Genomic DNA, 15,061 nt, shown 5'->3' with positions numbered 1-15,061 from the left:
AGCAGTTGAAGGATACATCACTCCTGTACGCTCCGCCGTTTCCTGCATCGCTATAAAAAGAGGCTCTTCTTATGGGCGGTTTTGATTGTGTTTATGACGGCACTCTGGCGGTTGGCTATGCCAATGCGCTTTATTCACAACGGGGATATGAACTGTGCCATTCTCCCGATTTAACAGAAATGAGAAAGAAATTCCTGCAGGAAAAAATCGGATACTGTAAAAATAAAATATCGGAAATGGAAACGCTGTTTAATGACTTTATCGAAAATCATAATGAAATAGGCGGTCGGCAATCAGCGCCTCATTACGATACTATGGTGATATTAGGCACGCTAAAATCACGTCTCGACTCAAGGCTTAATACGGCCATGGAATATGCCGAAAATAATAAGTTCTCACGGATAGTGATTACCGGTGGGTTTAACGGCAGCTTTTCAGAGAGTGGCTATATGGAAGAAAAACTTCTGGAAAGAGGTATTTCACCCTCACTCATCGTCGCGGAAAGCAGGGCGAGAGATACCCTGGGCAATGCGATCTTCTCCGCGGATATCTTCGCAGACCACAGCCACTCTGTTCTGGTTGTGACCTCTTGTTATCATGCTCCGCGCGCGCACTGTCTGTTTCGTAAGGTGCTTCCTCAGCATATTGGCCTCACCACTGCCATGAGCAAAAAACCTGAGGAGATGCGCTATCTCGAGCAAAACAGGAGGTCAGTGATCAACGATGAGATGCGTGCCCTTAACAAAGCGATTCGCAACATTGTTGGCTACTCTGAGCCTGGCGGAATGACACTGCAGCACTTCCACCGTAAACTGTTGAGAGAGCATGATTTATATAAAGAATAAGCCGTTCGGACGCATAACGATGCATATCCGTTGCGGCAGGCTTAATGCTTACGCCTGCTTTATCGAATCAGGGCCGATGCCAGGCAAAGGCCCTGCGTCCATACAGCGGCTTATTTTTTAGCTTCAACGCCCGGTGCGGCTGAGCGAACCATAAACTGTTCGGTCACGTCCGGCAGATGCTTAAGTGCCCAGTCGGCCATGGCGACTTCTTCCTCGCGAATTTGTGCAAAAATACGTGCGCCTTCGCGATCGCCAACCAGTTCGGCCGCCGCAATGAGCGAGGTATAGCTGGCTATCTCAAGATTTTCAAAAACATAGCCGCTGATCGCGCCCTTTACCACTTCATCATCGGCCAGCATGCCGCCCATTGCCTGGCCGAATGCCGACAGCTTCCCGACCGCATCCTTAAGCGTCGAGTGGGAGGTGTCAAAGCGATCAATAACCGACTGCACCAGCACCTGCTGCTGCCGCGTCTCCTCAATATGCTGTTTAATGCGTGCCTTTAAATCCGGGTAGTGCTCCAGTCGTCCGGCCATTTTTTCAAGCATGCTTTCTGCCTGCTTTTCCATTGCATGGGCGTCTTTAACCCAGGCCAGGTAGTTTTCCTGATGTGTCATCTTGGACCTCTTAATGTGTCATGGCGCGCCAGAACGTACGATTGCCATAGATGCGTTTTAAAAAAAACCTTTCAGAGAAAAACGACTTTAAATATCTATTTAAAGGGTAGGCCATAACTGGAGCGTGCAGGGAAGAAATAAAAATAAATGCGATATTGAGACGACTTCTGTCGGCGTGAGTCAACAACAGGGGTAACCGTGCTTCTAAATAGCGCTACAGATTCGAGCCATGTGTTATGCAGACCGTCGCACACGTGGCTGCACGTAGCGAGGCGAAGGGATAAATTTATACCCTGTATGCGTGACGTGGCCTCCGGCTACAACGAATTGTAAGTAAAGGTTTGAATTCTGCTGAATATAAACAGGAACGGCACCGCTTCGCTATTTTTTACTACGATCATTTTCCGCTGTGAATACAAAAAGTCCGTATGACTCCCTGAAAACAGGAGTTATTCACAGCGTGATGATGAATTAAACGAAAATATCGTTCAGTGGTTTATTAAAGACTGGCACTATGCCGGTTGCAGAGGAGAAAAGTATGTCTGGAACAGATCGCCCTCAACCCCTCTACCAGAACAGCAGCAGTCATGGCCTGGCAGTACAAACAAGATGCAGCCCCGGCCCGACCATGGTGAAGAGTCTTACAAAGGCTCTGGCCTGCTGGCCGGGAAGAAAGCCACCATCACCGGCTACGCTGTTAATTCTATGACAGAACATCCTGACCAGAGCATACGGGCCCTGGCGTGCATGGCCTGAAGCAGGTCGTCAGGAAGAGACAGAAGGGGCCGGACACCTTATTCCCACCCAGAAGCCACAGGAGCTGGCAAAACGCATGTTGAAATTTTGCTGCGGCTTTATAAAGGCAGGGCAGGTTGTGGGCAGGGAACGCCCGCGGAAGCAAGGAGAGTGGGAGGGGAGTATAATGCGTAACGGTGCGCGCTCCCAGACGGAAGCTGCGCACCGCGTTCATAAGTCTTCACTTCCCCGCAACGGACGCGGGGAGAGGCTGCTTAGAACTTCTTATCAACGGGCGGGGTGTTAAGACGCGTTTCTTTATCGTGCTCAACTTCCACTTCCTGACGACGCACGCTGTCCTTAACGGTTTCGGTACGGGCAGTTTCTTCACCGCGAAGACCGACTTCCTCTTTCACACGCGTGGTCTTCTCGATGGTTGGGATCTCATGAGACTCTTCAACCTCGATGGTTTTATCGGACCAGTCAACGTCGTTCAGGTAGGCAGGTTCATCGACTGCGCGACGGAAAACTTCAGCGTGCTGATCGTACAGTGAAACGTCTTCTGCCACTTCATCTTCTACCGTGTAACGGCGAAGGCGAACGGAACCATCGCTGACCTGACGCTTACCAATTGCCACTTCTTCTTCCGCAAGCTTCAGCGCATCGCGGTCGGTTTCAAGACCTTTACCTGCTGGCGTGGCGACAGGGGGCTGAGCAGTGGAAGAGAGCGAGCCTGGGGTCGTACCAAGGTCATTGGTCTCTCCGGCAAATTCGCCGCCGGTCAGCGCGCCACGGTGGGTGGACAGCGAAGAGTAGTCGGCTGCAAAGGCGCTCAGTTCATGTTCAATATGGTCGGCCTGGTCTTTAGGGACTTTTACCGTAAGCAGAACGCCGCCGGAACGCAGCGCTTTGCTGTACTCGGTGGCATAGTTATCATCGACATCGGTACCGAACAGACGCTGCCAGAAGCTTGGGTGGCGAATCTCTTTGTCTTCGACCTGTAATCTTTTACCTGAAATAATATCGATATTTTTTTCAGCAATACCTTCGACGATCAATTTTTCTTTCGCCGCTTCTGCCTGTTGAAGTTGGTTGAATGCGGTTACGATTTTTTCATGTGACATAAATGGATCCTCGTAGATTAATTAAATCAGGTTTCTTCTTTCTCGATAGTGACTTCCTGATTACGCAGAGTAATGCTCTGCCTGAAATTTTCGGTTTTGCTGCGCTTGTGGATATGAATTTCTTCCTTAAGCACGTTTCGACGGACAATTTCTACCTGTTCCTCAATGACGGGAATAATAAGCACATCCCCATCCTGACGAACCTGCGGTGAATCGTTTTCACCCAGCACCTGATTAATGGCAACATGTCGAATGTCGACTTCATCGTGAGACAGCTCGGCTTCAAGTAACTCTTCATTGACGTGTGTCGTGCGATGTATGCGGTACCTCGCGTCGACGCTGCGTTCTTTAGAGATGTTAACCTGCTCTTCAGCCAGCTGCATTTTATCTACGCCTTCAGCGTATTCATCCAGCGGCTCGTTTTTATTTCCCATATGGTTAACCTTAGTGAGAATATTTAAAAATTTGCCATCGGGCTGAACGCGTATTTAATTCACCGCTTCGGTATAACGTCCTGCACGCTTTTAACTTTAGCAAGTAATGCGCATGGCGCGAGTTTAATTGGTCTTTCAAATGTAACAACTTGTAATTGGTATTAAATTAGCGCATCGCTTAGGAATGCTCTTATTTTATGTCGCCTAACTGAATGATTCTGATAAATTAATGTCCCAAAGATAATTATGAAAAAATTTATTTAAGGTTAGTTGATAAAGTGCTTAAGCGGATTATAGGGCGAAATTCGGCTTTATTTATGAGCCTGGTAGTACCATATAATATAAGAGTTATCGCGTCGCGGGATGGCTTAAATCCAGGATTATCGACGATCCGGGTAGCGCGCCCTTGAAAAATAGCAGCACGCAATTTCGATCAACGCTGTAGTGTACCCCGGTTGCACCCTGCACAACGCCGAAAGCCTGAATCCGTCCATGAAGCCTCGGCTCGCGCAGCCATGCGCCCGACGGTCTGCTTAGCTGCATGGCTCCACCTGTAGCACTCTTTAGAACAGCTATTTAGCTCTCCCGGCCACGCAGCGCCTGTTCGGTCAGCCATAGCCGCGTGTCAAACTCCAGCTGGTGATACTGCGGCTCCATATGACAGCAGAGCTGGTAGAAACTCTTGTTATGATCCTTCTCTTTTATATGTGCCAGCTCGTGAACCACGATCATTCGCAGGAAAGCCTCGGGTGCCTGCTTAAAGATGGTGGCGACGCGAATCTCGGCCTTAGCCTTTAACTTCCCGCCCTGAACCCGTGAAATGGCGGTATGCAGCCCAAGCGCATGCTTCATCACCTTTATTTTACTGTCGTAAATCACCTTATTGAGCGGGGGCGCGTTACGTAGTGCCTGCGTTTTTAGCGTCAGCGCATAGTCATAGAGTGCGCGATCGCTGGTGATATTGTGCCCCTCAGGATAGCGCTTGCGCAGCACGTCACCCAGCCGCTGCTCATCGATCAGCTGGCGAACCTGTGCCAGCAGCGACTCGGGATACCCCTGAAGATAAATCAATGACATGCCTGCTCCTGCAAGAAAAACGTTTACTGTCGGCCCGTTTTAGGGGATAAATCGCGGGAATTTTACCACGCCGGAGATCCCATGAGCCAACTCGAACTGAGCCACCGCACGCTGACGCTGCATCGTTTTCCCCAGATGCGCGAAGAGAGTCCGCTGCAGGCCTGGGACGCCGCAGATGAATATCTGCTGAAACACCTTGAAAACTCAGCGATCGGTGGCCCCACCATCCTGTTTAACGATACCTTCGGAACGCTGGCCTGCGCCCTGCAGGGCGAAGACCTGTACAGCGTCAGCGATTCTTATATCAGCCAGCAGGCGACGCGGCAAAATCTCTCGCTGAACGGGATGGACGAAGGCGAAGTGCGCCTGCTGGACAGTCTGTCCCCCCTGCCTGCCGCGCCCGCCCGCGTGCTGATTAAAATCCCCAGGACGCTGGCCCTGCTGGAGCAGCAGCTACGCGCCCTGCGCAGCGTGGTCACCCCTGACACGCAGGTGATTGCCGCAGCCAGAGCGAAGGATATTCATACCTCGACCCTACAGCTGTTTGAGCGCGTGCTGGGGCCAACCACCACCTCGCTGGCAGTAAAAAAAGCGCGGCTGGTCTTCTGTACGCCAGACCTGCCGACGCTGGCCGAAGGGCCCGCAACCTACGTATGGCCGCTGGAGGGCACCGACTATCAGATTCACAACCACGCTAACGTCTTTGCCCGCAGCGGCCTGGACGTGGGTGCGCGTTTCTTTATGGCGCATTTGCCGGAAAACGTTGAGGGTGAGATGGTTGACCTCGGCTGCGGTAATGGTGTCATTGGCCTGACGGCGCTGGCGCAGAATCCGGCGGCTGAGATGCATTTTATTGATGAATCCTATATGGCAGTTGCCTCAAGTCAGCTGAACGTCGCCACCAACCGCCCGGACGACCTGGCCCGCAGCCATTTTGCCGTCAATAATGCGCTGGCCGGATTCCCCTCCGACCGTCTGCATGCGGTGCTGTGCAATCCGCCGTTTCACCAGCAGAACACCCTGACCGATCATATTGCCTGGCAGATGTTTCGCGACGCCCGTCGCTGCCTGCAGTACGGCGGTGAACTGCGCGTGGTCGGTAATCGTCACCTGGACTACTACCGCAAGATGAAAAAGCTGTTCGGCAACTGCACCACCGTCGCCTCACATCAGAAATTCGTCATACTGCGTTCGGTTAAGCTTCGCTAAATCCGGCGTTTCCTTACGCCTGACGCCGTGAGATCCACGAAAATCGCTGCTCATAGCCATGATTAAAGTGGCTATTGCGGCGATAGCTCGCCTGCTCTTCCGCCATACAGTAGGTGCAGATCCGACTTGTCTCGATCTGCGCTTCCGGCACGCCTTCGCGCATCGCCATACGTTTTGCCAGCAGCGGCAGGTCAAACCAGACCCCCTGGGTGGTCCCTGCGGCCTGAGCGCGCCGCGCGTGGGGGTTGGTGGGCTGCTGAGGGGAGAAGGGCAGCAGCGGTGCAAGCCCGTGCGGGTTTTCCTCCGCCGTGCGGGCAATCAGGTCTTCTCCCAGCTCATAGCAGCAGGGGCCGATGGCCGGGCCAATCGCTATAAACAGACTTTCCGGCGTGGCGCCCTGTTCACACAGGCGACGAAGAGTGTTGATCAGCACGCCCTTTAGCGCGCCATTCAGACCCGCGTGTACGGCGGCAACCTGGCGCTGGCGGGTATCGGCAATCAGAATGGGCAGGCAGTCGGCGGTGTAAACGGCGACCGGACGCGCTCCGGTGGCGATCAGCGCATCCGCTTCGCGGCTTTTTACCGGCAGCGCGTCGCTGTCGGGCACCACCACGGCGGTATGACGCTGGTGATTGTAGATGGCATCCGCGCGAGGCCGCTCTCCGGCGGGCAGGAAGGCGTGATCGAGCCAGTCGAAGGACGACAGCAGCGGTGAGTGCCAGACAGGGGTCATAGGGTTTCCTTATCGGTAGCCAGCAGGAGAACAATCTCTTCACATTATGCGGGAAATGCGACATTTTAAGGCGTTATTTCACCCCTCCTTCTAAAACTTTCAGACAGGGAAACGCCAGTGAGAATGAAGATTAACAGAACAGGTTTAACCGGGGCCGCCGTGCTGGTCGCCCTGACGCTGTCCGGCTGCGCCAGCCACCAGCAGGATGCCGCCAATCAACTTAATCAGCAGTCGGTGATGGCTTTGAACTGGTTCCAGCAGTCGGGAGAGTACCAGGCGCTGGCCTGGCAGGCGTTTAACTTTGCCACGCTCGCCTTTGACCATTCCGCTTCACTGACCGGTAAGCCAAAAGCGGTAATCGTCGATCTGGATGAAACGATGATTGATAACAGCGCCTACAGCGCCTGGCAGGTAAAGGCCAACCAGCCGTTTAGCGATAAAACCTGGTCTGCGTGGACTCAGGCGCGTCAGGCGACGGCGATACCGGGCGCGGTAGCGTTTGCCAACTACGTTAACAGCCACGGCGGCACCATGTTTTACGTCTCAAACCGCGACGGTCAGGACGCCGCTGCCACGGCAGATAATCTGAAGCGGCTGGGCTTTACCGGCGTAAATGACAAAACGCTAAGGCTGAAAACCGACAGCTCCAACAAGCAGGCGCGGTTTGACGCCATCCGGGCGGAAGGTTACAACGTGGTGCTTTATATCGGCGATAACCTTAACGACTACGGCGCCGCCACTTACCACCAGGGTAACGCCCAGCGCCGCGCCTTTGTGAATCAAAACCATCGCCTGTTTGGCACCCAGTTTATTATTCTGCCGAACCCGCTTTACGGCGACTGGGAAAGCGGGCTGGGGCAGGGTTATAACCAACTGACGCCGCAGCAAAAGCTGCAAACGCGCGACGCGAACCTCAAGGCGTGGAGCGGGAAATAAAAGAGAGGGCCCGGGCCGCGTCCGGGCTTTATCACCCACCGGTATACTCAGCCTCACCCCCCGGTAAACTCAACCTCGACCGACTATATACTCAGCGCCAGCGCGGTAGCCTGGGCAATCGCCCGGCGGGCATCCAGCTCCAGCGCCACGTCTGCCCCGCCAATGACGTGCAGCGTCTTCCCCCTCGCCCGCAGTTCGCTGGCCAGCGGCCGATAAGGCTCCTGTCCGGCACAGATCACCACGTTATCAACAGCCAGTACCTCGGGCTGCCCGTCACGCAGAATATGCAGACCGTCGTCGTCAATCTTCAGGTACTGCACGCCGCCCCACATCGCGACGCCGTGCATATGCAGGGTCGCTTTATGGATCCAGCCGGTGGTTTTACCCAGGGTTGCTCCCGGCCTGCCGGTTTTACGCTGCAACAGCCAGATCTGACGGCTGGAGGGGGAAGGGCGTGGCGCAGTCAGCCCGCCGGGCTGCTGTAGCGTCTGGTCGATCCCCCACTGCTGGCAGAAGGCCGCCACGTCCAGACTGACGGACTGGCCGTGCTGGCTCAGATACTCTGCGGTGTCAAAGCCAATTCCCCCCGCGCCGATAATAGCAACGCGCTGGCCTACCGGCGTTTTATCGCGCAGAACCTGCAAATAGCTCAGCACCGAAGGATGGTCGATGCCGGGGATCTGCGGCGTGCGCGGTACCACCCCGCTGGCCAGCACCACCTCATCAAAATCCATCAGCATCCCGCTGGTCGCCGTCTGATTAAGGCGCAGCGTGACGCCGGTGAGGGTCAGCTGACGCTGGTAGTAGCGTAGCGTTTCGGCAAATTCCTCCTTGCCGGGGATCTGTCTGGCAATATCGAACTGGCCGCCGATCACCGGCGCACTGTCGAACAGCGTTACCCGATGGCCGCGTACGGCGGCATTGACCGCAAAGGCCAGTCCCGCCGGGCCTGCGCCGACCACCGCCAGCGTTTTCACTCGCGTAGCCGACGTCACCGGCATGTCGGTTTCGTGGCAGGCGCGGGGGTTCACCAGGCAGGAGGTGACGTTGCCTGCAAAAATCTGATCCAGACAGGCCTGGTTGCAGCCAATGCAGGTATTGATTTCATCGCTGCGACCCTGCTGCGCCTTACTGACCCACTGCGCGTCGGCCAGCAGAGGGCGCGCCATAGAAACCATATCGGCACAGTCGTCATCCAGCAGGGCCTGCGCCACGGCGGGATGATTAATGCGGTTGGTGGCGATCAGCGGCACGCTAACGTGCTGACGCAGCAGTTTGGTGACCCAGCCGAAAGCGGCGCGCGGAACCGACGTGGCGATGGTAGGAATACGGGCTTCATGCCAGCCGATACCGGTATTGATCATCGTGGCACCTGCTTTTTCAATCGCCTGGGCCAGCTGTACCGTCTGCGGCAGACTGTTACCGCCCTCCACCAGATCCAGCATCGACAGGCGATAAATAATAATAAATTCGCGTCCCGTCGCCTCGCGCACCGCGCGGACAATCTCGACGGCAAAGCGCATCCGGCGGCGATTGTCACCGCCCCATTCATCGCTGCGCTGATTCGTCCGCGCCGCCAGGAACTGATTAATCAGGTAGCCCTCGGAGCCCATGATTTCAACGCCGTCGTAGCCCGCCTCCTTCGCCAGCGCGGCGCAGCGGGCAAAGTCACCCATCAACGCCAGAATATCATCATGATTCAGCGCCGCAGGCCGGAAGGGGTTGATAGGGGCCTGAAGGTCAGAAGGGGCCACCAGCGAAGGCTGATAGCTGTAGCGCCCGGCGTGCAGGATCTGTAGCGCAATTTTCCCCCCGGCACGGTGGACGGCCTCCGTGACCGGGCGGTGTTGCGCCAGCTGGTCAGCATGATTCAGGATCGCCGCACCCGGCATCACCACCCCCTCCGGTGAGGGGGCGATGCCGCCGGTGACGATCAGTGCCACGCCAGCGGCCGCGCGATCGGCATAGAATGCCGCCAGACGGCGCGGCCCATCCGCATGCTCTTCCAGTCCGGTATGCATGGACCCCATCAGAATGCGGTTTTTTAACTGGGTAAAGCCCAGATCCAGCGGAGAAAAGAGTGAAACGCTCACAGGCCCCCCTGAGAGTAAGTGGTCGGATGAGTTAACTCTAGCGGTGAAAAGGTTGTACGCAACAACCCGTTAACCGGAGTGTGATGCGCGCCCAACAATTCAACATGGAAGAGGGCAGACGAAGCCGCAGGAGACTACACCTTAACTATCCAATGCTAACTCTTTCAGGGAACTACGATGCCCATTACTTTTATTGTGCTTGGTGTGATCCTGCTGCTGGTACTGATGATCGTCTTCAAAGTGAATGGCTTTATTGCACTCATTTTTGTTTCTGCCGTGGTCGGGGTGGCGGAGGGCATGACGCCGCTGGCGGTCATCGCTTCGATCCAGAAAGGCGTCGGGGGCACGCTCGGCAGCCTGGCATTAATACTGGGGTTCGGTGCCATGCTCGGCAGGCTGGTATCGGACACCGGTGCCGCACAGCGCGTGGCCACTACGCTGATTGCAGCCTTCGGCAAAGCGCGCCTGCAGTGGGCGCTGGTGGTCACCGGGCTGATCGTCGGGCTGGCGATGTTTTATGAGGTGGGATTTGTGCTGCTGCTGCCGCTGGTGTTTACCATTGTGGCGGCGGCCCAGCTGCCGCTGCTCTACGTTGGCGTGCCGATGGTGGCGGCGCTTTCGGTCACCCACTGCTTTCTGCCGCCGCATCCCGGCCCCACGGCTATCGCCACGATATTTGGTGCCAACATCGGCACCACGCTGCTGTACGGGCTGATCATTACGCTGCCGACGGTGATTATTGCCGGGCCGCTCTTCTCACGCTTTCTTAAAAGCTTTGAGCACAGCCCGCCGGAAGGGCTGTTTAACCCGAAAATCTTTGAAGAGCATGAAATGCCGGGCTTCTGGACCAGCATTTTTGCGGCGGTGATCCCGGTGATCCTGATGGCGCTGGCGGCTATTTGCGAGCTGACGATGCCGAAAGAGAATGCGCTGCGGCAGTTCTTTGAGTTTGTCGGTAATCCGGCGGTGGCGCTGTTTATCTCGGTGGTGGTCGCCGTGCTGACGCTGGGGCTGCGCAACGGTCGTAAAATGGAGGAGGTGATGGATATCTGCGGCAGTTCGATCGCGGCCATCGCCATGATCGTGTTCATTATCGCCGGGGGCGGGGCCTTTAAGCAGGTGCTGGTGGACAGCGGCGTAGGCGACTACATTGCCAACCTGATGAAGGGGTCGTCGCTGTCGCCGCTGCTGATGTGCTGGACGGTCGCGGCGATGCTACGCGTGGCGCTGGGGTCGGCGACGGTCGCGGCGATCACCACCGCCGGTATCGTTACGCCGATCGTGGCGATCACCCACACCGATCCGGCGCTGATGGTGCTGGCGGTGGGATCCGGCAGCGTGATTGCCTCTCACGTCAACGATCCGGGCTTCTGGCTGTTTAAGGGCTATTTCAATCTTACCCTGGTCGAAACGCTAAAAACCTGGACGGTGATGGAAACATTGATCTCCTTCCTGGGTTTGGCCGGCGTACTGATTATTAATGCGATTGTTCATTAATGCCCTATATCGCACAACGCCCGGCATTCTCCAGCAGATCGTGCATATGGATGATGGCTTCACGATGATTAACTTCGCACTCAACGTTCCTGATGAAGTCTGGCAATCCCGCCTGCACGCCTCTGATGCGGCGGCCTTGCCTGATTATCCAGCAGCGGATGAGCAGTTCAACCTGATAATGCGTTATTTCACTGAGCCGGGCACAGACGAGGGCTTTAAGGTCGTTGGCTACGGTTAATCAGAGTACCCTCACTGTAAACCGGCGGCGCGGGCAGTTTTGATCCCTTACGGCAGGCGGCGACCTGCTTTTCGCTGACCTTTGCCGCTGCCGGATTGCCGAAGCGCAGGCTGACGTAGTTACTGATATCCGCTATCTGCCGATCGCTCAGCTCAGAGGCAAAGGCGGGCATCAGGATCTCACCCTGTGACGTATGCCGCCGCACGCCATTTAAGATCACCGATACGACATTCCGGCTGTCGGACGCGCCGGTGGTGGTATGGTGATAAAGCGAAGGGTAGGCTCCAAAGCCGCTGCCCGAACCGCTGCCCTGCGCGCCGTGGCAGCTGGCGCAGTTACCGGCATACAGCACCGCGCCCGGCTGCGCCAGGCGCTGCTGCTCGCTGGCCCCGCGCAGCCCCATCACCTGCCAGTCGGGCTGTCCCCACTCGCTGCGTGGCCGGGTTTGCGTCTTATCCCCCTCCGGTTTTACCGAGCGCAGATAGTCAGCGATATCGCGCAGATCCTGCTCCGGCAGATGCTGCATACTGTGCTCGATCGCCTCGGCCATCGGGCCAGATGCGCTGGCGCGGCCGGCCACATAGCCGGTTTTGAGATACTGAACCAGCTGATCCTCCGTCCAGTCACCGATGCCCGCATTGCGATCCGGCGTAATATTCCAGGCGATCCAGCCGCCGAGATCGCCGCCCGCCAGCGGACGATCGTTATCCATGCCTAAGGTGAGCGTTCGCGGGGTGTGACAGGTGCCGCAGTGTGCCAGCGCCTCCACCAGATAGCGGCCATTATTCCACGCTGCGCTCCGCGTCGGATCCGGCTGCAATTCACCGCGATCGAGGTTAAACCACTTCCAGACGCGCAGTCCCCAGCGCTGATTAAAGGGAAAGGGCAGATGCGTTTGCGGTGAGGGCTGGTGAACGCCGGGCTGCGAGAGGATCCAGGCGCGGATCGCCAGCACATCCTCGCGGCGCATTTTACGGAATGCATCATAGGGCATGGCCGGATACAGCTGTCGGCCGTTTGGCGCCACGCCCTCGCGGACCGCCGCGACAAACTGATCTTCGCTCCAGCCGCCAATGCCGTACTCCGGGTCTGAGGAGATATTGCTGCCGTAAATCTGCCCAAACGGCGTACTCACCGCAAAGCCGCCACCCAGCGGCTTGCCGTGGGTCGCGGTATGGCAGGCCAGGCAGTCAGATGCGGTGGCCAGGTACGCCCCGCGCGCAATTTGCGCCTCGTCCGCCTGCGCCTGAAGGCTTAACAGCAGGGAGAAAAGCATAAGGAGAGGTAAAAAGGGCAATCTCATCCGGCACCTCTGAGCGTTTTCAACACGTTGTCCGCCATCATAAGCGCCAGCGCGGTGCCGGTCAGGGTAGAGTTGACCGTGGCGCAGGAGGGCATGATCCCGGTACCGGCAATAAACAGGTTGGGATGATCGTGCGCACGACACTCCGCATTGACCACCGAGTTCTCAGGATCGTTGCCCATGATCATCGTGCCGGTAATATGCTGGTTGTTGTCGTACACGCCGCGCGGACTGAATGCGGCGTCGCGGCCACCCATCTGCGCCACGATGCGTTTAAAATCAGCGGCGGCCTGGTCATAGCCGCGATGCACGTACTGCGGAAAGCGGTAGTAAACCTCCAGCTTTGGAATGCCCCAGGCATCTTTCTTCGTTTGACTGAGCGTGACGCGGTTGTCCGGCTCCGGCAGCATTTCCAGCAGCGACTTCAGCAGGACGAAGCGCTCTGCCTGCCAGCGCAGCTTCTCGTTCAGGGCTTTACCATAGAAGCCCTGACGCACCAGACGCTCGGTCAGATAGCGCACCGGCGAGGTGTTCGCAAAGTCAATGCGCACTGCCGATCGCGTGCGGCGAAACGCGCCTTCGCGCAGGTTATTGATACTCCCCGGTCGCATCGGGCCGCGGCCAAACCAGACCGGTTCATCAGCATAGAACTCCACCGACGATCCGGGGTGATCCATCAGGTTGCGTCCGACCATGCCAGAGCGATTAGCAATACCCTGCGGATGGTGCGAGCTGGTGGAGAGCAGCAGAATTTTCGGGCTTTCCAGGCCGTTAGCGGTCAGCACAAAGCACCGGCCGGTGACGCGGTGGCTCTCCCGGTTGCGGTCGAGATAATGCACCGCCTGGATCCGCCCCTGCGGATCGGATTCGATGCGGTACACCACCGCGTTGGCAACGACCCGCACGCCCGCATCAAGGGCTTTGCGCGCCGAGATGCCGCCGTGGTACTGCGCATCAATCGGGCAGATGGGCATACAGTTGTTATTACCGCAGCAGGCGGGGCGGCCATCATAAGGCTGACTGTTGCGGGCCTGCGGGCCAATACCCACCTCATAGCCCAACGGAGCAAGACGCTGTTTGAGCCGCTCAAAGCCGTAGGGCAGCGGGATGCCGGGCAGCGGGTAGGGGCGGGAGCGCGGCGAGGAGAGATCTGCGTCACCGGAGACGCCCATCTGATATTCGGCCTCGCAGTACCAGGGCTCGAGCTGCTGATAGCTGATGGGCCAGTCGCGGCCCACGCCGTACAGCGAGTGCAGGCGCATGTCGTTCGGCAGCAGGCGAAACGCCTGTCCGGCCCAGTGCCAGGTGGTGCCGCCGATCCCGCGCAGATACTGCGCGCGATAGGGATCAGGGCCTTTCTGGATCAGATACTCATTATCCACCGGGATAAACTTGGGCTGCGGCGCCCAGGGCTCGGGCGGATAAGGCTCGGTAAAGTCGCCTTTAAACGGGGAGTTGCGGAAGTACTCCACCGCCTGATCCCTTTTGATCTCAGGGCCGGACTCCAGCATCAGCACCGAAGCACCCGCCTTCACCATTTTCAGCGCCGCCAGCGAACCCGCTATACCGGCACCAATCACGACCACATCTGCGCTTAATGATTCAGCCATGCAGACTCTCCTTTGTCATGTGCTGACGGGCAGCCGGGTAACCTTTATCGGCGACGATCGCCTGCGCGGGCGTATTAGCATTCGCGGCGAGGGGCAGTCCGCCCACCTGGCTTCCTTCTGCCGGGGGCTGCGTCCAGAAATTGGGCGCGCCCGGGGCATAGCTGGGCGGAAGAAGGGTGTCCCTGACCAGCTGATAGCTGACTATATTTTCAAAGCCGATGCAGCGAGGGTGCTCACTCCCGACCACGCCGAGATACCAGCCGGAGATAATCATATGGGCCAGTGCCTGAAGGTCAGGGGGAAGAGACGCGGGTAGCGTCTGCCCGTGCTCCTTCGCCAGCAGCGCGGTGAGGCGGTCAACGTTGTAGTCAAGGTCTTCAACCGTGGTATGTAGCCAGCGGTGAAGCCGCTGCGCCAGCAGCGGGTCGGGGCTGGTGGTCCCGGTTAGCTGCCGGGAAAGCAGGAGAAAATTATCCGGTAACAGAAAGGCCTGCGCCTGCGGGGCAGCAGCGTTAACGGCGCCGCCCGGTAACCACCGGGTCAGGACACCGGCAGCCAGCAGTCCCGCTGAGCTGGCCAGAAGTCGACGACGTGTAAGGGGCATGGGATG

Annotated in this window: 15 protein-coding genes and 1 pseudogene; 6 read left to right on the top strand and 10 right to left on the bottom strand. The window is 57.2% G+C overall.

The features are described 5' to 3' along the window. The first annotated feature begins 71 nt into the window (after positions 1-71). Complete coding sequence (locus A1830_RS07545; protein ID WP_067703989.1) at positions 72-845, top strand: YdcF family protein; 774 nt, start codon at positions 72-74, stop codon at positions 843-845. A gap of 110 nt (positions 846-955) precedes the next feature. Here A1830_RS07545 and A1830_RS07540 read toward each other — a convergent pair whose 3' ends face one another. Then, positions 956-1,462, bottom strand: a complete 507-nt coding sequence (locus tag A1830_RS07540) for a ferritin-like domain-containing protein (RefSeq protein ID WP_067703986.1) — start codon at positions 1,460-1,462, stop codon at positions 956-958. Between the two features lie 498 nt (positions 1,463-1,960). On the opposite strand from A1830_RS07540, the pseudogene A1830_RS23245 reads away from it, so the two are divergent. Continuing rightward, positions 1,961-2,152: pseudogene (locus A1830_RS23245) on the top strand (NAD(P)-dependent dehydrogenase); the annotation flags it as partial. Positions 2,153-2,472: 320 nt separating this feature from the next. Here A1830_RS23245 and A1830_RS07535 read toward each other — a convergent pair. From A1830_RS07535 to A1830_RS07525, 4 genes are all read right to left on the bottom strand, one after another. Further along, entirely contained in the window at positions 2,473-3,321 is an 849-nt protein-coding gene (locus A1830_RS07535) for a YsnF/AvaK domain-containing protein (protein WP_067703983.1), read from the bottom strand. 26 nt (positions 3,322-3,347) lie between these two features. Beyond that, the gene (locus A1830_RS07530) at positions 3,348-3,755 is read right to left on the bottom strand and encodes a YsnF/AvaK domain-containing protein (RefSeq protein WP_067703980.1); all 408 of its coding nucleotides are present in this window, start codon (positions 3,753-3,755) and stop codon (positions 3,348-3,350) included. A 348-nt stretch (positions 3,756-4,103) separates the two neighbouring features. Further along, entirely contained in the window at positions 4,104-4,298 is a 195-nt protein-coding gene (locus A1830_RS22560) for a hypothetical protein (protein WP_156484962.1), read from the bottom strand. A 33-nt stretch (positions 4,299-4,331) separates the two neighbouring features. Then, positions 4,332-4,832: a M48 metallopeptidase family protein gene (locus A1830_RS07525; protein ID WP_067703977.1), complete on the bottom strand. Its 501-nt coding sequence runs from the start codon at positions 4,830-4,832 to the stop codon at positions 4,332-4,334. A gap of 81 nt (positions 4,833-4,913) precedes the next feature. On the opposite strand from A1830_RS07525, the gene rlmG reads away from it, so the two are divergent. Continuing rightward, positions 4,914-6,041 (top strand): 23S rRNA (guanine(1835)-N(2))-methyltransferase RlmG, encoded by a 1,128-nt coding sequence (gene rlmG / locus A1830_RS07520; RefSeq protein ID WP_067703974.1) that lies wholly within the window; start codon positions 4,914-4,916, stop codon positions 6,039-6,041. A 13-nt stretch (positions 6,042-6,054) separates the two neighbouring features. Here rlmG and A1830_RS07515 read toward each other — a convergent pair whose 3' ends face one another. Next, positions 6,055-6,774 (bottom strand): purine nucleoside phosphorylase YfiH/LACC1 family protein, encoded by a 720-nt coding sequence (locus A1830_RS07515; RefSeq protein WP_067703971.1) that lies wholly within the window; start codon positions 6,772-6,774, stop codon positions 6,055-6,057. A 123-nt stretch (positions 6,775-6,897) separates the two neighbouring features. Here A1830_RS07515 and A1830_RS07510 point away from each other — a divergent pair, with 123 nt between their 5' ends. Then, positions 6,898-7,710, top strand: a complete 813-nt coding sequence (locus A1830_RS07510; protein WP_156484961.1) for a 5'-nucleotidase, lipoprotein e(P4) family — start codon at positions 6,898-6,900, stop codon at positions 7,708-7,710. A gap of 83 nt (positions 7,711-7,793) precedes the next feature. Here the strand turns inward: A1830_RS07510 and A1830_RS07505 are convergent, their stop codons facing one another. Further along, on the bottom strand, positions 7,794-9,803 hold the full coding sequence (locus A1830_RS07505) for an NADPH-dependent 2,4-dienoyl-CoA reductase (protein ID WP_067703969.1): 2,010 nt from the start codon (positions 9,801-9,803) through the stop codon (positions 7,794-7,796). A 177-nt stretch (positions 9,804-9,980) separates the two neighbouring features. Here A1830_RS07505 and A1830_RS07500 point away from each other — a divergent pair, with 177 nt between their 5' ends. Together A1830_RS07500 and A1830_RS07495 are read left to right on the top strand one after the other, a co-directional pair. Next, entirely contained in the window at positions 9,981-11,300 is a 1,320-nt protein-coding gene (locus tag A1830_RS07500; RefSeq protein ID WP_067703966.1) for a gluconate:H+ symporter, read from the top strand. Beyond that, positions 11,284-11,538, top strand: coding sequence for a hypothetical protein (locus A1830_RS07495; RefSeq protein ID WP_156484960.1), 255 nt, complete (start codon positions 11,284-11,286; stop codon positions 11,536-11,538). Before A1830_RS07500 ends, A1830_RS07495 begins: the two co-directional genes overlap by 17 nt. Here the strand turns inward: A1830_RS07495 and A1830_RS07490 are convergent. From A1830_RS07490 to A1830_RS07480, 3 genes are read right to left on the bottom strand one after another with little or no spacing between them, the layout of a single operon-like run. After that, positions 11,516-12,814 (bottom strand): c-type cytochrome, encoded by a 1,299-nt coding sequence (locus A1830_RS07490; protein WP_231877595.1) that lies wholly within the window; start codon positions 12,812-12,814, stop codon positions 11,516-11,518. The two genes, A1830_RS07495 and A1830_RS07490, sit on opposite strands and share 23 nt — an antisense overlap. A gap of 23 nt (positions 12,815-12,837) precedes the next feature. Then, positions 12,838-14,451 carry a GMC family oxidoreductase gene (locus A1830_RS07485; RefSeq protein WP_067703957.1) on the bottom strand — a complete coding sequence of 538 codons (1,614 nt, stop codon included), beginning with the start codon at positions 14,449-14,451 and terminating at the stop codon, positions 12,838-12,840. Then, on the bottom strand, positions 14,444-15,055 hold the full coding sequence (locus A1830_RS07480) for a sugar dehydrogenase complex small subunit (RefSeq protein WP_067703954.1): 612 nt from the start codon (positions 15,053-15,055) through the stop codon (positions 14,444-14,446). The genes A1830_RS07485 and A1830_RS07480 overlap by 8 nt, the downstream gene beginning before the upstream one ends. Positions 15,056-15,061 lie beyond the last annotated feature (6 nt).

This window comes from Erwinia sp. ErVv1 (genome assembly GCF_900068895.1).
Taxonomy (GTDB): Bacteria; Pseudomonadota; Gammaproteobacteria; order Enterobacterales; family Enterobacteriaceae; genus Erwinia.
This window is presented reverse-complemented; position numbering and strand designations above follow the sequence as displayed.